An 18603-nucleotide genomic window follows, 5' to 3' on the forward strand; every position below is an offset into this window, starting at 1 on the left:
CACGGGAGGTCGCTCCGGGCCAGAAATCCTTCCAGGAAGGGGGTTGAAGCGATGAGGTCTGGTACCCTTGCCATCATCGGGAGCGCGGTCGGGGCGGTCGCCGGCCAAGCGCTCAAGGCGCCGTTCCCCGGCGCGAACCCGTATCTCGACCTGATCGCCTTTCACGATCCGGGCCTCCACGCCGCCATCCGCGTCTGGTACTACGCGTGGCCCGCCGTTCTGGTCGTGCTCGCCGGTTCGTTCGTCCTCTCCGTCTGGCGCGTGTGGCTCCAACCGCTGTTCAGGTTCCGGCGACGAGGCAAGCTGCCCGCGTGGCCCACCTCGCCCGAGGACGAGGCACCGTCGCTGGTGCTCGGCGAGCTGCACCATCCGACCGTGCCGCGCGAGAGCAAGCAACCGTCGTGGCTCGTGATCCCGGAGAAGGGGCTCTACACGGGCACCCTCATCGTGGGCGCCGTCGGCACCGGCAAGACCAGCGGCTGCATGTACCCCTTCGCCCGCCAGATCCTCTCTTGGCGCGCCGACGATTCCGGCCGCCGCGCGGGCGCGCTCGTGCTCGAAGTGAAGGGCGACTTCTGTCACCAGGTCCGCGGCATCCTCGAGGACGCCGGGCGCGGAGACGACTACCTCGAAATTGGGCTCGGCGGGTCGATCCAGTGGAACCCGCTCGACGATCCGCTGCTCGACTCCTACTCGCTCGCCTACGGCGTCGCGTCGCTCATCAACCAGCTCTTCGGCAAGTCTCGGGAGCCGTTTTGGCAACAGGCGTACACGAACCTCGTCCGGTGGATCATCGAGCTGCACCGGCTCCTACCGGGGGGCTGGGTCACGCTCCGGGACATCTACCGCTGCACGGTTGACGCGGACCTGCTCAGGAACAGGATCCGCGAGGCGCAGAAATTGGCGAACGAGCGCCGGCCGGTGCGGACGATCATCTCCCGCAAGGACATGGTCAAGCATTCCGAAGCACTCACGAAGTGGGCGTGGGAGCAGGTGCCCGGCACCGAAGACATGGCGACCCGGCTCGATCCGGAACTCGAAAAGCGGCTCAAAGAGCTGAAGGTCACATGCCGGAGGGTGCTGGTCGAGAACGTTGCGGGGAGCGAGTTCTCCGAGCGGGTCGAAGCGGTCGCCCGGTGGTACGTCAAGGACTGGTCGGAGCTGGACGCGAAGCTCCGTACTTCGATCGTCGAGGGGATCAGCGTCTTCCTCTCGCTGTTCGACCAGCCGGAGGTCGCGGGTGTGTTCTGTCCGCCGCCGCCGGGGGACGATGCCCCGGCCAAACGGACGGACGACATGGACGAGGAGGAGGTCCCGGACGTCCCGGCCATGCCGGGCCTGCGCCGGGGGCTGCCCCCGCTCGCAGACCTGATCGAGGGCGGCAAGGTGCTGGCGCTCAACATGCCCGCCGGGGCGAACCCGGCGCTCGCCCGCGCCATCGGCGTCTTCCTCAAGAACGCGTGGATGCAGGCGCTGCTCCGAAGGCCGGCGGAGGCCGCCCGCCGGCCGGACCGCTACATGCGGCCCGCCGTGTTCATCTGTGACGAGTATCAGGCGTTTGCCACGGTCGGACAGGACGACCCGTCGGGCGACGAGAAGGCGTTCGCCCTCACCCGGCAGTGCCGCTGCATCCCGATCGTCGCCACGCAGTCGATCTCCTCGCTCCGCTCCGTGCTGCCCTCGGGAGAGGCGTGGCGCACGCTCGTGCAGACGCTCCGCACCCGGATCTTCCTGTCGCTCTCCGACGACGCGTCGGCCAAGATCGCGTCCGACATGTGCGGCTCCGTCATGAAGACTCAGGCGTCCTACACGTTCACCGAGACCACGAACAAGCCCGAGTTCTCGCTGCTGTCCGGCCGGGCCGGAGGCGGCGACGGCCAGATCGGCGCGACCAAGTCGTTCCGGCAACAGAGGGAGCCGGTGTTCACGCCGCGCGAGTTCGCGTTGCTCGCCAACTACCAGGCGATCTGCCTGCCCTACGACGGCGTGAAGTCGCTCCCCGCCCGCCGCGTCTACCTCAAGCCCCATTACCTCCCGAAGGAGACCGGCTATTGGAGGCTGCGCAGGGAGGGGCGGATATGAAGCGCGCGAGCAGTGTCGGCCACCTCACCCTGTTCCTACCGGGGCTGGAGGGCCTGCTCGAAGACCCCGGCGTCTCCGAGATCATGATCAACGGTCCCCGCAACGTCTGGGTCGAGCGGGCCGGGAAACTGGAATCCCACCCAGCACCGGACCTCACGGCCGCGTGGCTCCATCGCGCGGCGATCCACATCGCCCGGCCGCTCGGGCTCGATCCGGCCGCCACGCCGGTGCTGGACGCCCGGCTCGAAGACGGCTCCCGGGTCGCGATCTGCACGCCGCCCGCGAGTCCCGAGGTCGCGATCACCATCCGCCGGTTCGGGGGGCGCGCGTTCTCGGCCGAGGACCTCGTGCGCTTGGGCTCGCTGCCCGAAGACATCCTCGAAGCCGCCCGGAGCACGCTTGCGTCCCGCCAGAACATCCTGGTCTCCGGCGGCACGGGATCGGGCAAGACAACGCTCCTGAACGCGTTGATCGAACTGCTGCCCGAGGACGAGCGGATCGTCGCCATCGAGGACACGCTCGAACTCAGGATCGACCGGGCGAACTGCCTCCGGTTCGAGGCGGGAGCCACCCTCTCGGAAACGCCCGTCGAGATCCGGGATCTGGTGCGCCACGCGCTCCGCCACCGGCCCGACCACATCGTCGTCGGCGAGGTCCGGGGCGGCGAGACCGCCGACCTGCTCCAAGCGCTCAACACCGGACACGGCGGCTCGCTCACCACCATCCACGCCAACAACGCGCGCTCCGCACTCTCAAGGCTCGCGAGTTGCGCCATGCAGGCCGGAGACGCGCTGCCCTGGGAGGTCACCTGTAGGGGCGTCGTCGACGGGATCGCGCTCGTGCTGCACGTGGCCCGCCGCGGCGGCAGGCGGTTCGTCGAGGACGCGCTCGAGGTCTGCGGATACGACGCGACGGCCGGCCGCTGGATCACCGCGCCGCCGGGAGCGCGGCCCGAAACGCAACCGGAAACCGGAACCCACACCCACCCACACCAAAGGAGGTGAACGCATGAGCTGGAACGCCAGAACCATCCCCATCATCCCCGTCAACACCTTCGAGGACTTCGACCGTGAACTCGCCCGCGACGGCGGCGAGACGCTCGAAGTGCTGGCCGAACTGGCCGAGGACTACGGCCTCTTCCACGAGGAGGTAGGGACCGAGGACGAGATCGCGGCTGCCTGGGACGATCCGTACGGCATCGGCGGGGAGGAGGACGCGCGATGAAACACGACGAATATCACCGCAAGTTCACCGATACGATCATCGAGCAGATCAGGCGAGGCACCGCGCCCTGGCAGAAGCCGTGGCAGCCCGGCGAGCGCGTGATGCCAAGGAACGTGGACACCGACCGCTCCTACCGGGGCGGCAACAGTCTCCACCTCGCCGCCATGCAGCAGGAGCACGGCTACGGCGACGTGCGCTGGGGCACCTACCGCCAGATCCAGAACCAGGGCGGACAGGTCAGGAAGGGCGAGCGCGGCACGCGCATCCTCTCCTTCCAGGACAAGAAGCGGATCGCCGTGACCGACGAGCGCGGGCGGCCCAGGAGGGACGCCGAAGGCAAGCGCCTCTACCGCTACGAGAAGCTCAAGACGCCCTACGTCCGGCAGTACACCGTGTTCAACGCCGAGCAGGCCGACGGGCTGCCCGAGCGCGCCAACCCGACGCCCGAGCCGCTCTGGAAGACCCATCAGGAGGCCGAGCGGGTCATGCAGGACGGGGGCGTTCCGGTCCGCCACGTCGCCGGCGACCGCGCCTACTACCACATGAAGCGCGACGAGATCGTGCTGCCCGAGCGCGGACAGTTCCCCTCCGCGAACCACTACTACCAGACCGCGCTCCACGAGCTGGGCCACAGCACCGGCCATGAGGACCGGATGAACCGCGAGACCCTCATCGAGGGCATCGATGGCGGGTTCGGGTCGCCCCAGTACGCGAGGGAGGAACTCCGGGCCGAGATCAGCGCGATGATGACCGGCGAGCGCGTCGGCGTCGGCCACGACCCGAGCCGGGGCGCGGCCTACGTCGAGGGCTGGATCCAGGCGCTCGAAGAGGACCCGCGCGAGATCCGGCGCGCCGCAGCGGATGCGCAGAAGATCTCCGACTTCGTGCTGGTGCGGCACCGCGAGCGCGTCGCCGCACGCGACCCCGTGGCCGTCGCGGCGGTTCGCACGCCCACGCGGGGACCCCAGCGGATACAAGTACACGTGCCGAAGCTCCCGGTCCCGGAGCGCAGCCTCGGCCCGAGCCGCTGACCCGTGAGAGGGAGAGACACGTTCGGCCGCACGGCCGAACCGGACCCGCGCCCGACCGCGCCACCCAGCCGCAATCGCGAACGCATGCGGAAAGGCCACCGCCGAGAATACGCCGCGGACCGGGCGCGCGGGTCCATCTCCTTCCCCGAACGCTGCGACGGGGCGCTGACCGACATCGGCGTCCACGGCGCCGTCTCCTACCGCGACCTCGCAGAGGCCCGCTTCGGCGGCCACCCCCACACCACGCGCCGTGCCGTGAACGCATGGATCCGCAAGGGCCTCGTCACGGAGACCACGGCCACCGGACCCAGAGGCAACCCGTTCAAGATCCTGACGCTCACGCGGAAGGGCAGGGCCGAGGCTCGGCTACTGGCCGCCGAACGGGGGATGGATCCCGGTCAGCAGGTCCCGTTCGCGCGCATCCGCAAATCGGAGGGCGCGCACGACACCGCCGTCTACCGCGCCTCCATGAAGGAGAAGCGGCGGATCGTCGACCGGGGAGCCACCGTGCGGCGCGTCCTGCTCGGCACAGAACTCAAGAGCACCGTCGCGCGAGCGAGCGAGGCGGCGCGGAAGAGGGGCGGCAAGCGGGCCGCCGATGCCGAACGGCGGCGGATCGCCCATGAACTCGGACTCCCGGTCAACGACGAAGGGCGTGTGCTCTACCCCGACGCCCAGATCGAGCACACCGACGCCGAAGGACGAACGGGACGCGTCAACATCGAGGCCGTCTCCGGCAACTACCGCGAACCGGCCGTCCGGGCCAAGGCCGCCGCCGGGTTCGCGCTCCACGCCAGCGGGCCGGCCGCCGCGGCGCTCCTCGGCAGGCTCGGTCTCGGAAGTGACGGCGGCTCCTGGCTGCGCGGACCCGCCGACCGCAATCCCGCCTCAGTCGAACTCTGAACACGGGAGGACCCAAAGATGCAGCCCTGGAAGATCAGCGCGGGACTCACCGCCGCACTCGCCGGATCGGCGTTCCTGATCGCCGGCTCCCGGCTCGAATACCTCGCACCCCATTGGCCCGCGATCCTCGCCGAGCACGGCCTCGGGCTGGCGCTTCACGTCGTGCTCATCCTCGGCGGACTCGCCGCGGCCATCTACGTCACCGCACGAACCACCGGGCTCGCCGACCTCGGACGGCGTGTCGATCTCGCCGAACGATCCACCCGGCGCGGCGAGGGGGATCCAGAGCTCGAAGACGCACTCCGACAGGATGAGGAAGGAGAGTGGGAATGACCCGGAAGGCGACACGGAAGACCAAGCCCGCATCCGTCGAGGGCCTGCCCGCCGACTGGCGGAAGCAGGCCAAGGCGCTCCGGCGATACGGAGGCGAGACCCCGGCCACCGCCATCGAGCGCTGCGCCGACGACCTCGAAGCCACCCTCGTCGAGAGGGACGAGACCACGTTCTCTCTGGTCGAGGCCGCCCGCGAGAGCGGATACACCGCCACCCATCTCGGAAGGCTCGTCCGCGACGGCAAGATCCCCAACGCCGGGCGGCCCAACGCGCCCAGGATCGCCCGCAGGCACCTGCCCCGAAAAGCGCCGGCCGAAGCGCCACTTGCGGAAGAACCCGGCCCGCGCGAGCGTTCAAACACGCAGATCGTGCAGTCCATCATCCAGAGAGGAATGGAATGATGGCACGCACGAAACGGAGCCGGCGCTCCTACACCGCCGGAGAATGGGGCCGGAACCGGGTCCGGGTGTTCCCCGACCCGAAGACCGGCATCCTCCAGATCGAGTGGCGCGAGAACGGGCGCAGGCTCACGCGGTCGCTGAAACACCGCGACTGGTCGCGGGCGAAGCAGCAGGCGGACGAGTTCGCCGCAAGGTTCAACGGCCCGCGGCCCGGGGACGAGCAGAAAGCCGAGCCTGAGCCGCTCACGCTGGAAACGCTTTTTGACATCTACAGGGAAGAGGTTACCCCCACCAAGGCGGAGCGGTCGCGGAGGTACGACAGCGCCGCGATGAAAATGTTCCTCGGGTGCTTCGGCAGGGACCGGAGGCCCGACACGCTCTCCCAGCGCGACTGGGACGTTTTCATCCGTGAGCGACGGTCGGGCAAGGTGGGTCCGAGCGGCAGGCCCGTATCCGATCGAACGATCGAATACGACCTGCGGTTCCTGCTCGCAGTCCTTAATTGGGCCGCGAGGTCCAGAGATGAGGAGGGAAGGCTCCTCCTCGAATCGAATCCTCTGAGAGGCCTCAGGGTACCGAGGGAGAAGAACCCGACCCGAGTGGTTCTCACCCAAGTTGAGTACGAGGGCCTGCTGCAGGCGTCGCTGGGGATGGACTGGCGCTTCCGTGTCGCGCTCGTGATCGCGCACGAGACCGGACACCGGATCGGCGCTATCTGCCAGCTTCGCTGGTCGGACATCGACACTGAAGCCGCGGTCATCCGGTGGCGGGGCGAGCACGAGAAGACCGGGTACGAGCACCGGACGCCGGTGACGGCCGAGGTGCTCCAAGTGCTGGAGGAGGCGCGGAAGCGGAACCCGGGGATTGGGGACATTCCGCTGCTGCCCGCGCCGAAGGACCCGTCAACGTGTGTGAGTCGTTGGCTGCTCCGCGACTGGTGGCAGAGGGCCGAAGTGCTCGCGGGGCTGGAGCGAAAGCGTGGACGCGGCTGGCACTCCTTGAGGCGGAAGTTCGCGTCGGACCTCATGAACCAGCCGCTCAAGATCCTCTGCGAACTCGGGGGCTGGAAGACCGCCCGAACGGTGCTCCAGTGCTATCAGAGGGCGGACCAAGACCAACTCCGAAAGGCCCTCGAGGACCGACGGATAGCCCGTTCATGACCCATTTGGCGGGAAAATTAGCGGGAATCGAACCCTCCAAAATCGCGTAAGTCCAATGGGCGAAGAGGGATTCGAACCCCCGACCTCCTGCTTGTAAGGCAGGCGCTCTGAACCAGCTGAGCTATTCGCCCCGAATCGTGGCCACCCTGGCGATCGCGCGGCGGGGTCTCGGCGGGTCGGGTCCTGCCAGCCGGGCGGAGGCCTGGGGGACTGTCGTTAGCCGAGCCGCCGCCAGCCGAGAATCAGTCCGGCCGGCAGAAACACCGCATAGCCCAGGATGAGCAGAAGCGGCGCGGCTGTCACGGACCCCTGGTCGAGCAGCACGTACCCGGCGGCGATGGACGTGAGGCCGAGCGCGAACGCCGCGTAGTTGGCCGCACCGAATTGGAGGCCGCGTGCGGGGGCGTCTTCCCGCTTTCGGTCGCGTTTTCCCTGATTCATGCGGGCACCCTAGACGTCCCTCCGACATGCGTCAACCACTCCGGGGGCGCATCCCCCGGGCGTCGCAGGCGTTCCCTTCGCGCCCCGTGAGCGCGTCATGAGGTGGCTCGGGCCCATTCCGCGGCCTCGAGTAGCGGTGAAGGCACCCGCGAGGCGAACGACAGCGCTTCTCCCGTCACGGGGTGCTCGAACGCAAGATGCGCCGCGTGCAGGAACAGTCGCCCGGCCCGGCGCCTGAGCGCCTCCGCCCAACGTCCGCCAGCGCCGCCGAACCCGCGTTCCCAGTCCGGCCCGTAAATGGGGTCCGCGACCACCGGGTGTCCGAGCGATCCGAGGTGCACCCGGATCTGATGCGTTCTCCCCGTGGCGAGCCGGACGGCGACCAACTCCGCGGCGTTCCAGCGTTCCAGACGCTTGAAGTGCGTGAGCGCGGGCCGTCCGTCTTCGCGCACGGCCATCCGCTTTCGGTCGCGCGGGTCGCGTCCGATCGGGCGATCCACCGTGAAGCGCTCCTCGTCGAGGTGCCCCCACGCCGCGGCGACATACCCGCGCTCGATCTCACGGCGCCGGAGCGCGGCGGACAACGCTCGATGCGCTTCGTCCTGCCGAGCGACGAGCATGAGCCCGCTGGTGTCCTTGTCCAGGCGGTGCACGATCCCGGGCCGTCGGTCGCCCCCGATGCTCGACAGGCCGCCGAGGTGAAAGAGGAGGGCGTTCACCAGCGTGCCCCCCGGATGGCCGGGTGCGGGGTGGACGACGAGTCCTGCCGGTTTCTCGACCACCGCGAGATGGTCGTCCGCGTATCGGATCTCGACCGGGATGTCCTCGGGTTCCAAGCGGGTGACAACCGGAGCCGGCAGTTCGATCTCGATCCGATCCCCCGCCCGTGGTCGATACCGCTTCGGTATGACTCGGCCGTCGACGGTCACTTGCCCATCGGAGATCAGCTGTGCGACCCTGGACCGGCTGAGGGACAGACGGTCGGCCAGCAGACGGTCGAGTCGGTCGAGGGCCGCGTCGTCGCCGTCGCCGATCTCGATGAGCCGCCGGTTGCCCGCACACTCCGCAGCGGATTCGGGCGGACTCACTTCACTCGGGAGTCGCCTCCGCCGCCGCGGCCGCCAGCTCCCTTTCGCGTCGGCCCTCGAGCCAGAACGAGATCAGCAGCAGCACCGCACCGACGGTCACGGCGGAATCCGCGATGTTGAAGATGGGAAAACGGTGCGTCCCGATGCCGAAATCGAGGAAGTCCACGACCCCCGCTTCGAGCCGGATGCGATCCCAGATGTTGCCGAGCGCGCCAGCGGAGATGAGCGCGATGGCAAAGACGCGAGGTCGGTCCGAGGACGGGGTGCCGCGGTAGATGACGCCGAGTACGCCGAGCGCGATCAGGGAGAGGATGAGGAAGAAGATCCGGGAATGTTCGCCGATGTCGAGCCCGAAGGCGGCGCCGCGGTTGTGCGTGTAGGTGAAGCGGAAGAAGTCCCCGATCACCGGCGTCCGCTCGTACAACTCGAACGTGTTCATGACCCACGCCTTGGTCGCGATGTCCAGCGCCAGAACGACCACGATCGGAACGAGCGTCAGCCAGAGGCGGGCGGCGCGATCGCCGTTGCCCGGCAAAGCGGGCGACTCGTGTTCGGGGGTGGCGCCGTCCCCGCGTCCGGAAGCTTCAGGCACCCGTCTCCTCCTTCTCCTTGCACCGGATGCAGAGCCGCGCGTGCGGGAGGGCGTCGAGCCGCTCGAAGCTGACGTCCTCGCCGCAGTGCTCGCACTTTCCGAATTGCTCCGGGTTCCGATAGAGCCGCCTCAGCGCCTCGTCGATGTGGTAGAGCAACCGGCCTTCCTTGCTCGCGAACAGGAACGCCTTTTCGCGTTCCATCGCGTCCGTCCCCTGGTCCGCCATATGGAAGCTGTAGGCGGCCAGATCGCTGTCCGCCCCCTGGAGGGCGCTCGTGAACGAGTCGTCGTACTGCCCGAGTTCCCGCGTCGCGCGCGAGCGGGCCTCCAGCAGTCGCTTCTCGATGTGTTTTCGTTGTTCCGTGTTCATGCTTCGCCAGCGCGTTCGCCGACTCCGCCGATTCCGATGCGGACCTCGACATCGTCGATCTTCACCACCGATGTATCCAGGCCGCCCAGCGGGGCCAACCCGGTTCGTACTTCCACAGCCAGAGTCTCGCCGGCGATGTAGTCCGCATGCGTGGAAACTGCCCGCTCCACACCTTGCGGACCCGCTACGCCGAGGCGGATGCGGTCGGCGACCTCAAGGCCGGCATCGCGCCGCAGCCGCTGGACGCGGTTCACGATCTCCCGCGCGTAACCTTCGGCGCGCAGCGCGTCATCGATATCCGTATCCGCGGCCGCGAGGTAGCCACCTCCAGTCGCCACGGCGAGATCGGTGAGCGTCTCCTCCTGAATCACGAGGTCTTCGGGCGTCACCCGCACTCGTTCGCCTCCAACCTCAATGTCGAGCGCCCCCCCGTCCCTGAGCCTTCTCAGGGCAACGGCCCCCAGGTTCGCGATCTCCGCCGCAACCGCCGGCGTACGCGCTCCGTGTTTGGGACCCAGCGCCCCGAATCGCGGCTTCGCGTACAGCCGAGTAAGATCTTCTCCATCCCCCAGCGACACAACCTTTTTGACGTTGAGTTCTTCCATGACAAGCGCCGCCATGGGGTGGGCGAGGGCGCGCCCCTCCGGCAGAACCGCGTGCAGGGCGCGCAGCGGCTGCCGAATCCGGACCCCCGCCTTTTCCCTCGCGGCGCGACCCAGCGCCACCAGACGCCGAACGTCTTCCATCGCCTGCTCGAGTTCGGACTCCGCGCGCCCCTCCGGCTCCGGAAAATCCGCCAGGTGGACGGATGTATCGTCCGTGAGCGCCCGATACAGCCAATCGGACATGAACGGGGCGTAGGGGGCAAGCAGTCGCGCGGTCGTGGCGAGGCATTCGTGCAGCGTCGCGAAGGCATCGGCGCTCGCGGCCGCAGTCCCCGGTTGCGTCGCCCAGAAGCGGTCGCGGCTGCGCCGCACGTACCAGTTCGACACGTCGTCGAGCACGAACTCCTGGATGGCGCGCGCGCCAGCGGTGAGATCGAACGACTCCAGCGCTGCTCCGACCAGCCTGACGACCCGGTCGAGGCGCGCGAGCACCCAGCGGTCGAGGTCGCCGCGGCCGGCAACGGGGGCCGCGCCGGGCGCGCTGTGGGACCACCCCTCCTCGTTCGCATACAGCGCGAAGAAGCGGTACGTGTGACGCAGGGTGGCGAACAGCTTGCGGTCGGTCTCACGCAGTGCCGACGGGTCCCAGCGCTTCGGCACCCACGGGTTGGACCCCGAGAGGAAGTAGAAGCGCGTGACGTCGGCCCCGTAGGTGTCGAGCGCATCCCGTGGGTCCACCGCGTTGCCCCGGGTCTTCGACATCTTCCGCCCCTTCGCGTCGAGTACCTGGTCGTTGACGACGACGGCCCGGAAGGGCGCGCGGTCGAAGAGGATGGTCGACAGGGCAAGGAGCGAGTAGAACCAGCCGCGGGTCTGGTCCACGCCCTCCGCGATGTAGTCGGCCGGGAAGTAGCGCTCGAAAGTCTCCCGGTTCTCGAACGGATAGTGCCACTGGGCGTACGGCATCGAGCCGGAGTCGAACCAGGCGTCGGCGACTTCGGGGACGCGCCGCATCGTGCCGCCGCACGCCTCCGTGCCGCAGTCCCACGCGTATCGGTCGATCCCCGGCCGGTGGGCGTCGAAGTCCTCGGGGAGGCCGCCGACACGGCGTCCCAGTTCCTCGAAGGATCCGAGCACCTCCCGGTGTCCGTCGTCCTCGGAGCAGAGCCAGATGGGGAGGGGGGTGCCCCAGTACCGCTCGCGCGAGAGCGCCCAGTCGACGTTGTTCTGCAGCCACTCGCCCATGCGGCCGGATCCCGTCTCGGGCGGATGCCAGTCGATGGACGCGTTGTGCTCGAGCAGGCGCGACTTCACGGCGGTCGTGCGGATGTACCAGGAATCGCGCGCCATGTAGAGAAGCGCGCTGTCGCAGCGCCAGCAGTGGGGATAGCTGTGCTCGTACATCTCGCGCAGGTACAACTGGTCGTGCGCGACGGCCCAGTCGCGGAGCGCGCGTTCGGTCGCGCGGTCCTTGACGTGCATCCCGGCGAGTCCGCCCGGTACGGTGTCGAGAAAACGCCCGTCTCCGCCGACCGTGTGCTGCATCGGCAGCCCCGCGGCCTCACCCAGCCGATAGTCTTCTTCCCCGTACATCACAGCGGTGTGGACGACGCCCGTCCCGTCATCGACCGTGACGAAGTCCGCTCCGAGCACCGTCCAGGCGGTGTCGGAGCCGGCGCCGTCCACCGCTCCCGGAAAGAGCGGGCGGTAGCGCCGCCCGACAAGGTCTTCGGCGCGCACTTCGTCCACGATCTCGTACGGGTGCCGCAGCACCTCGGACACGCGGTCGCGGGCCAGGATGAGTACTTCGCCGGGTGAAGCCCCGCCGGGGCCGTCGTGCGCCCGTTCGGGAGCTGTGCCGCGGCTCGCGCCCCCGGGCAGGATCCGTACGCGGGCGTAGCGGATGTCGGGTCCCACGGCGAGGCCGAGGTTGCCGGGAAGCGTCCAGGGGGTCGTGGTCCAGCTCAGGACCCGCGCGCCATCCGGGTCGTCCACGAGATGGAACTTCATGTAGACCGCCGGTTCGGTCACATCCCGGTAGCCCTGCGCCACCTCGTGGCTCGAAAGGCCGGTGCCGCAGCGCGGGCACGTCGGAATGACGCGGTACCCCCGATAGAGCAGGCCCCGCTTCTCGATCTCGGAGAGCGCCCACCAGCCGGACTCGATGAACTCCCGCGAGTACGTGACGTACGGATCGCCGTAGTCCAGCCAATAGCCGATGTCACGGGACAGCCGCTCCCAGTCGTCCTGGTAGCGGAACACGTTGCTCCGGCACATGTCGTTGAACTTCCGAATGCCGTAGCGCTCGATGTCCGGCTTGCCGGAGATGCCGAGCGAACGCTCGACTTCGAGTTCCACCGGGAGCCCGTGCGTATCCCAGCCCGCCTTCCGCGGCACGTGGTAGCCGGACATGGTTCGGTATCGGGCCACCGTGTCCTTGATCGTGCGGGCGAGGATGTGATGGACCCCGGGCGACGCGTTCGCGGTAGGCGGTCCCTCGTAGAACACGAAGTCCGGCGCATCGGCCCGGGTCGCGAGGCTGCGCTCGAAGGTCTCCTCCTCCTCCCAGCGCCCCAGGATTTCAGTCTCGAGTCCGCGTACGGACTCCGGTATTGGCCGGTAGGCCATCTGGGTACTCCGTTCGGTTATTTCTGGATCGTCGAAGCGGCGGGCGTGCGCAGCCGGGCGCTGCGGTCAGGTCGACGCGGCGCCCGAACCGCCGGCGTCGACCCGGCTAATCGATGGAGGCGGGGGCTCCGTCGACTCCGCAGCCGTGGGCTCGGCCGCAGCGACTTGGGGCGGGGCGCCCGCGGCCGGTTCGGAGGGCCCGTTCCCGGCCGGTTCGATCGGGTGAGAGTCCTCGCTCACCTCGCGCAACCGTGCGAACAGCGGACCGAGATCGCCGGGGCCATCGCCGAAGCGGTCATCCTCGAAGTCGAGGTATTCGTCGAAGCGCTCGAACAGTTTCCGCAGCGAGGCGAGGAAGCGGCCCCGCGTCGCCCTCAGGTCCTCGATCTTGTCGTGGCACAGGCGAACGGCCTGCTTCGCGTCGTCGAGTACGGCGCGCGCGCGGGTCTCGGCCTCCCGGACCCGCACGGCCGCGTCGCGCTCAGACTGGAGGCGAGCCTCTTCGCGCAGCTCCTGCGCAGCCAGGAGTGCTTCGTTGAGCGCCCTCTCCCGGGTTCTGTAGCTCTGCAGCTGTAGCTCCTGCTGCCCGACCCGGTCGCTGAGCACGACATGCTCGCGCACGTGCCGTTCGAGGCAATCCGCCACGACCGCCAGAAACGCATCGACCTGATGCGGGTCGTAGCCGCGCACCGAGCGCTTGAAGTCGTCCTTCTTCTTGCGGACATCAAGCGGTGTCAGATCGATCATCTCTCCCCTAGCAGCAGCGTACCGAGCCGCACCCGTGTACTCCCCTCCTCGATCGCGATCTCGAAATCGTTACTCATCCCCATCGAGAGATCCCGTCCTTCGAAGGCCGGGATCTCCGTCCGGCAGCGCTCCAGCAGGCGCGCAGCACGGCGAAACGCGGGCCGGAGCACAGCCTCGTCCTCCGTAAACGGGGCCATCATCATCAGTCCGGCCACACGCAAGCCGGGCAGCTCGCAGATCTCGGCCACGGCGTCCAGCGCCGCGTCCGGACCCATTCCGGCTTTCGCGGCCTCGCCGGACGTGTTCACCTGCACGAGAACCTCCATCGGTTCGCGCCCCTCCTCCGCCACGATTCGGCTCAGCGTGCCCGCGAGCCTTACGCTGTCGACGGACTCCACGACATCGAACAGCCGCAGCGCGCGCCGCGCCTTGTTGCGCTGCAGTCTGCCGATCAGGTGCCAGGCGACGCCGGGCGTCGGCCCCAGCTCCGCGCGCTTGGCTTCGGCTTCGGGGACCCGGTTCTCGCCGATCCGCGCCACACCGAGAGCTCCCACGATCTCGATGCCCCGGGCGGCATGTCCCTTCGTCACGGGGAGGATCTCGATGTCGCTCGCTGGTCGCCCGGCCCGGCTCGCCGCGGCCCTGATGCGCTCGATCACCCGGGCCAGCCGGGCCTCGACCTGGTCTTTCGTCACGCGGCACAGTCTACGGGACGGCGCCCGGGGATGCGAGCGATGCGGCGGCGTCCGAATCGAGCGGGCGTCGTCCTGCCACGGACGGCCGGGCGACCCCCGGAAAAAAGCAAGCGCCCGGCGTCGCTTGAGCGTCGCCGGGCGCCTCCCGCTGCTTCACACCTGTATGGTCTAGACCACCTGGAAATTCACCCACTGGGAAACCCAGACCGCTGTGACCCTGTCGCGGTTCTTGGCGGGCGTGAACCTCATCTGCTGCACGACCTTCCCCGCAGCCTCGTCGAGCAAGGCGTTCTCGGAGGAAGTCTTGACCTCGAAGTTCTCGACGGTCCCATTCTCGGTCACGTAGAGCCAGAGTTCGACGCGCCCGCCGATACCGGCGTCCTTCAGGGTCCGAGGGTATTCCCGCTCCAGGATCTGCCGAATCTCACCGCCGTTCAGCATTACGGGCGGCGTGTCGTAGGCGATGAAGGAGGGGCGGTCCGCCGGACTCCCCGTCTCGGGAGGCGGCGGCAGCGCGTTCTCGGTCGTGAACGACTCGAACGTCGTTTCCGCGATCGTGATGTCCTCGGAGATGTCGACCGAGGCGACCCGCGGCGTGGCCGGACGGGCGATCTGCTCCGGCGGCGGCGGGATCTTCACTTCCGGCGGTAACGCGACCGCCTCGATTTCGTCGACCACGACACCCATGTCCGCGGCCTCGAACGGACGAACGAGGACGAACAGCCCGAAGTGGAGCATGGTCGCCGCAAGCAGTCCGATCTGCGTCCAGTTGGTGCTCGCCCGCTTGAACTGGTCGTTCGCGGTGAGCCGAATGCCGGTCTCTTCCATCGATCTTCTCCCGGTCTCCAGCAGCCTCTCGTGTGGCTGCTCTCCCTAGCGACGAGCCCGCATGGCGCGCTGCTCGAGTCGTGTGGCGAAGGTTACGCGAACCGCGCCGGCTGCCTGCAATTCTTCCGTAATCGTATTGATCTGCAGATAGGGCACCTCGGAGTCGCCGCGAATCGCGATCACGAGTTCCCGGTTTGCCGAGTAGATGGGCCGAACCGCCTCCGAGATGTCCTCGAACGGCGTCAGCACGTCGTTGATCCAGACCGAGCCGTCGCGCTGGACCCAGAGGTGGAGGATGTTGGCCCGCTTCTCGTCGATCTTCTCGGTGGCTTCCGCGGTCGTCCAGTCGATCTGCCGGTTCCGATCCTTCCGGAAGACGGTCGTCACCATGAAGAAGATGAGAAGGAGGAACGCGATGTCGGCCATGGACGACGTGGGGATCGACCCGTCCGAGCCGGACTTTTTCTTGAAGCCGCTGTCCTTGATGGCCATCTAGTTATCCAGCTCCTGTAGCGAGATTCGCTCGGCGCCCGCGAGCTTCACTTCGTCGAGCACGTTGACCATATGACGGTAGGCCGCGTCCGGGTGGGTCTGGATGGCGGCGATGAGATTCTCGTTGCCGGACAGTTCCGTGCGCAGGATGTTCGCGACCTGGGAATGCGCCACCATCTGCTCCTGCTCGCTCTCTCCCCTGCGCACGATCACGCGGCCGTCGGGCTGCACGATGAAGAAGATCAGATTCCGCCCGGACACATCCTGTTCCTCGGACTGTTCCGGGAGGACGATCGGCAGTCCCCGCTCCTCGTTGAACACCGTCGTCGTGAGGAAGAAGACCAGGAGGAGGAACGCGATGTCCGCCATGGAAGAGGTCGGGATCTCGTCCGACACCTTCTGCTTGCGCTTCATGATCGCCATTGTGGACTTCTTTCTCCGTTTGTCGTTCCGAGGCCCGACTCGGGCCCGTCAGCCTTGCCCGTTACGTCCGCCGGTCCTCGAGGTCCCAGATCAGCCCGAGCACCTCCTGCGCCCCTTCCTCCATATCGAGGATGAGACGATCGATCCGGGTGACGAAAAAGTTGTAGCCGATGTTGACGGGGATCGCGATGGAGAGCCCGGTGGCGGTCGTGATCAGCGCCACCTTGATGCCGCCGGCGACGAGCCCGGGTTCGACCTGCCCCGCGAGCTCAATGGCCTGGAAGGCGAGAATCATCCCGATGACCGTGCCGAGGAAGCCCAGCATGGGGGCGACGTTGGCGATCGTGCCGAGAACCGTGAGCCCGCGCTCGAGGAAGTCGAGTTCGATGACGCCCGTTGTCGCGATCGCCTTCTGGATGTCCTTCTCGTCCGTTCGCGCCTCGCTACCGCGGTCCCGTAGTCGGCGCAGGCCGGCGAGGAGGATCGCGGCGACGGGGCCCCGGGTCTCTTCGGCCGTCGTGATCGCCTCGCCGAGGCGGCCGCTCACACCGAGGCTCTCGATCTCGTTGAGCAGTTTTCTCGACTCGCGATGAGCGATCCACAGGGTCCAGGCCTTGGCGAACATCACACCGATGGCGATCAGAGAGCAGAGGATAAGCGGGTACATCATGAACCCGCCATCGGTGAACAGCGTCAGCAACTCGTACTGATTGCTCATATCGCCTGCCCGTGAGGGATTTGTCGTCCAATCCTGGCCTGATCTTAGCTGGCAAGTTTAGGGGACGGAAGGAGCCCCGTCAAACGGTTTGCGGCGTCTCGCCGTCACGAGCTGTGACGACGTCATGGGTCCCGTCCGGCCCAGCCGCCGACTCCGCGTCGGGATCGGCGCCGGGACGGCTCAGTTCAGGCGCCGCGACCCCGGCGGCAAGGTGGTCCCGGAGTTGCTGCGCGGTCAGATTCCGGCGCAGAACGCCACGCCGGGCGAGCGAAATCTGGCTCGTCTCCTCGGACACGACGACGACGTACGCGTCGGTCTCCTCCGAGAGGCCGAGAGTGGCCCGGTGCCGCGTCCCCAGCGTCCGGTCGCTGAGAGGATACTGCGTGAGGGGCAGGTGGACCCCCGCGGCGACGATCTGCCCGTCGCGCACGACGACCGCTCCATCGTGGAGAGGCGACTTGGGCGTGAACAGCGACTCGAGAAGGCTGGACGACACATCGGCGCGCAGACGCGTGCCCGTCTTCTCGATGTACTCCTCCAGTGACAATTCGCGCTCTATCGCGATGATCGCCCCCGTACGGGTACGGGAGAGCTCGGCCGCCGCCTTGGCGATCTCATCGGCGACCGCCTCGCTCCGCTCCTGCAGTCGCGTGAGCACGCTGAGGACGCGGCTGCGCCCGATCCGGGCCAGAGCGTTCCGCAACTCGGGGTGGAAGACGACGATGAGCGCGAAGGCGCCGTAGGTGAAGGCCTGGGAGAGGATCGACTCGATGAGGTCGAGGCTGAGCCAGCCCGCCGCCGCGTATACCGCGACGAGGAGGACGAGACCGAACAGCATCTGGAACGCCCGCGTGCCGGACCACAGTATGAGCACCCGGTAGATAAGGACCGCGACGACGGTGATCTCGAAGGCGTCGAGAAGATCGATCTGGAGCAGGCGCACGTAGTTCCAGAATGCGTCCATCAGCTCGGCCCTCCAGCCGCGCTCCACCCTTCCTCGGCTCCCGGCGGACCGCCGGAAGCGGCAGAACCCGTGCCGCGGGCGTCGATCGCGGCCTCGACGTCGAGCGCGTGACGCGTCTCACGGACATCGTGCACCCGCAGCACGTCGGCGCCGCGCCGCGCGGCGGCAAGACCGGCGGCCACCGAGGCCGTCGCGCGCTCGCCCGGTCCGACATCCAGCACGGCCCCGAGGAAGGACTTGCGCGAAGGGCCGACCCACACCGGCGCCCCGAGCGACGCGATCTCGTCGAGCCGGGCCAGCAGTTCGAGATTGCCGTCCACCGACTTGCCGAAGCCGAGCCCCGGGTCGACCGCCACCTGCTGCGGATCGCAGCCCGCATCGAGCGCCGCGCGCCGCGCGGCGGCGAGGGCGCTGCGGACCTCCGCCACGACATCGCCGTAAGCGGTGTCGAGTTGCATGGTGCGGGGGGTGCCGCGCATGTGCATGAGGACGAGCCCCACGCCAGACCGGGCCACGAGATGCGCCAGCCCGGGATCGCCGCGCAGGGCCGTCACGTCGTTGATCGCGGCCGCGCCGGCATCGATCGCCCGCTCCGCGACTTCGAGCCTGGATGTGTCCACGGAGACGGGGATCGGGAGGTCACGCAGTCCGTGGAGCACGGGCTCGAGCCGCGCCCATTCCTCGTCGGCAGGCACCGGATCGGCGCCGGGGCGGGTGGACTCCGCCCCGACATCGAGGATCGCCGCTCCCTCTTCCGCGATCTGCCGACCCCGCGCGATCGCGTCACGAGGTCGCGCGAACAGGCCGCCGTCCGAGAACGAGTCGGGTGTGACGTTCAGTATGCCCGCGATCACGGGCGACTCGAGTGAGATCCCGAT

Annotated in this window: 21 protein-coding genes and 1 tRNA gene; 8 read left to right on the plus strand and 14 right to left on the minus strand. The window is 68.3% G+C overall.

Annotated elements, in window-relative coordinates:
* Window positions 1–51: 51 nt before the first annotated feature.
* The 8 genes from ACOOGH_RS09185 to ACOOGH_RS09220 are packed head-to-tail and all read left to right on the plus strand — an operon-like array spanning window position 52 to window position 7134.
* A complete protein-coding gene (locus ACOOGH_RS09185) occupies window positions 52–2082 on the plus strand; it encodes a type IV secretory system conjugative DNA transfer family protein (RefSeq protein WP_420448623.1) in 2031 nt (676 codons plus the stop codon).
* A complete protein-coding gene (locus ACOOGH_RS09190) occupies window positions 2079–3086 on the plus strand; it encodes a CpaF family protein (protein WP_420448624.1) in 1008 nt (335 codons plus the stop codon). Before ACOOGH_RS09185 ends, ACOOGH_RS09190 begins: the two co-directional genes overlap by 4 nt.
* Window positions 3087–3090: 4 nt before the next feature.
* Window positions 3091–3306, plus strand: a complete 216-nt coding sequence (locus tag ACOOGH_RS09195; protein ID WP_420448625.1) for a hypothetical protein — start codon at window positions 3091–3093, stop codon at window positions 3304–3306.
* Window positions 3303–4337 (plus strand): ArdC family protein, encoded by a 1035-nt coding sequence (locus ACOOGH_RS09200; protein WP_420448626.1) that lies wholly within the window; start codon window positions 3303–3305, stop codon window positions 4335–4337. Before ACOOGH_RS09195 ends, ACOOGH_RS09200 begins: the two co-directional genes overlap by 4 nt.
* Before the next feature lie 3 nt (window positions 4338–4340).
* Window positions 4341–5240: a hypothetical protein gene (locus ACOOGH_RS09205; protein ID WP_420448627.1), complete on the plus strand. Its 900-nt coding sequence runs from the start codon at window positions 4341–4343 to the stop codon at window positions 5238–5240.
* Between the two features lie 18 nt (window positions 5241–5258).
* Window positions 5259–5573: a hypothetical protein gene (locus ACOOGH_RS09210; protein ID WP_420448628.1), complete on the plus strand. Its 315-nt coding sequence runs from the start codon at window positions 5259–5261 to the stop codon at window positions 5571–5573.
* Window positions 5570–5974, plus strand: coding sequence for a hypothetical protein (locus ACOOGH_RS09215; RefSeq protein ID WP_420448629.1), 405 nt, complete (start codon window positions 5570–5572; stop codon window positions 5972–5974). The genes ACOOGH_RS09210 and ACOOGH_RS09215 overlap by 4 nt, the downstream gene beginning before the upstream one ends.
* On the plus strand, window positions 5971–7134 hold the full coding sequence (locus ACOOGH_RS09220) for a tyrosine-type recombinase/integrase (protein ID WP_420448630.1): 1164 nt from the start codon (window positions 5971–5973) through the stop codon (window positions 7132–7134). The genes ACOOGH_RS09215 and ACOOGH_RS09220 overlap by 4 nt, the downstream gene beginning before the upstream one ends.
* Window positions 7135–7190: 56 nt before the next feature.
* On the opposite strand, the gene ACOOGH_RS09225 is transcribed toward ACOOGH_RS09220, so the two are convergent.
* The 14 genes from ACOOGH_RS09225 to folP all read right to left on the minus strand — a co-directional run bounded on the left by ACOOGH_RS09225 (window position 7191) and on the right by folP (window position 18579).
* Window positions 7191–7265 (minus strand) — tRNA-Val (locus tag ACOOGH_RS09225).
* A gap of 85 nt (window positions 7266–7350) precedes the next feature.
* On the minus strand, window positions 7351–7575 hold the full coding sequence (locus ACOOGH_RS09230; protein ID WP_420448631.1) for a hypothetical protein: 225 nt from the start codon (window positions 7573–7575) through the stop codon (window positions 7351–7353).
* Window positions 7576–7670: 95 nt separating this feature from the next.
* Window positions 7671–8663 carry an RluA family pseudouridine synthase gene (locus ACOOGH_RS09235; RefSeq protein ID WP_420448632.1) on the minus strand — a complete coding sequence of 331 codons (993 nt, stop codon included), beginning with the start codon at window positions 8661–8663 and terminating at the stop codon, window positions 7671–7673.
* A gap of 1 nt (window position 8664) precedes the next feature.
* The gene (gene lspA, locus ACOOGH_RS09240) at window positions 8665–9255 is read right to left on the minus strand and encodes a signal peptidase II (RefSeq protein ID WP_420448633.1); all 591 of its coding nucleotides are present in this window, start codon (window positions 9253–9255) and stop codon (window positions 8665–8667) included.
* Window positions 9248–9625, minus strand: a complete 378-nt coding sequence (locus tag ACOOGH_RS09245; protein ID WP_420448634.1) for a TraR/DksA family transcriptional regulator — start codon at window positions 9623–9625, stop codon at window positions 9248–9250. The genes lspA and ACOOGH_RS09245 overlap by 8 nt, the downstream gene beginning before the upstream one ends.
* Window positions 9622–12858: an isoleucine--tRNA ligase gene (gene ileS, locus ACOOGH_RS09250; RefSeq protein ID WP_420448635.1), complete on the minus strand. Its 3237-nt coding sequence runs from the start codon at window positions 12856–12858 to the stop codon at window positions 9622–9624. Before ileS ends, ACOOGH_RS09245 begins: the two co-directional genes overlap by 4 nt.
* Window positions 12859–12924: 66 nt before the next feature.
* On the minus strand, window positions 12925–13605 hold the full coding sequence (locus ACOOGH_RS09255) for a DivIVA domain-containing protein (protein ID WP_420448636.1): 681 nt from the start codon (window positions 13603–13605) through the stop codon (window positions 12925–12927).
* On the minus strand, window positions 13602–14300 hold the full coding sequence (locus ACOOGH_RS09260) for a YggS family pyridoxal phosphate-dependent enzyme (RefSeq protein ID WP_420448637.1): 699 nt from the start codon (window positions 14298–14300) through the stop codon (window positions 13602–13604). The genes ACOOGH_RS09255 and ACOOGH_RS09260 overlap by 4 nt, the downstream gene beginning before the upstream one ends.
* Window positions 14301–14468: 168 nt before the next feature.
* On the minus strand, window positions 14469–15128 hold the full coding sequence (locus ACOOGH_RS09265; protein ID WP_420448638.1) for an energy transducer TonB: 660 nt from the start codon (window positions 15126–15128) through the stop codon (window positions 14469–14471).
* A 45-nt stretch (window positions 15129–15173) separates the two neighbouring features.
* Window positions 15174–15620, minus strand: coding sequence for an ExbD/TolR family protein (locus ACOOGH_RS09270; protein ID WP_420448639.1), 447 nt, complete (start codon window positions 15618–15620; stop codon window positions 15174–15176).
* Window positions 15621–16043 (minus strand): ExbD/TolR family protein, encoded by a 423-nt coding sequence (locus ACOOGH_RS09275; RefSeq protein WP_420448640.1) that lies wholly within the window; start codon window positions 16041–16043, stop codon window positions 15621–15623. It lies immediately after the preceding gene.
* Window positions 16044–16104: 61 nt separating this feature from the next.
* Window positions 16105–16761 carry a MotA/TolQ/ExbB proton channel family protein gene (locus tag ACOOGH_RS09280; protein WP_420448641.1) on the minus strand — a complete coding sequence of 219 codons (657 nt, stop codon included), beginning with the start codon at window positions 16759–16761 and terminating at the stop codon, window positions 16105–16107.
* Between the two features lie 79 nt (window positions 16762–16840).
* Window positions 16841–17725: a diadenylate cyclase CdaA gene (cdaA, locus tag ACOOGH_RS09285; RefSeq protein ID WP_420448642.1), complete on the minus strand. Its 885-nt coding sequence runs from the start codon at window positions 17723–17725 to the stop codon at window positions 16841–16843.
* The gene (folP, locus tag ACOOGH_RS09290; protein WP_420448643.1) at window positions 17725–18579 is read right to left on the minus strand and encodes a dihydropteroate synthase; all 855 of its coding nucleotides are present in this window, start codon (window positions 18577–18579) and stop codon (window positions 17725–17727) included. The genes cdaA and folP overlap by 1 nt, the downstream gene beginning before the upstream one ends.
* Between the last annotated feature and the right edge of the window lie 24 nt (window positions 18580–18603).

It is taken from the genome of Candidatus Palauibacter sp. (genome assembly GCF_965213655.1).
GTDB lineage: Bacteria > Gemmatimonadota > Gemmatimonadetes > Palauibacterales > Palauibacteraceae > Palauibacter.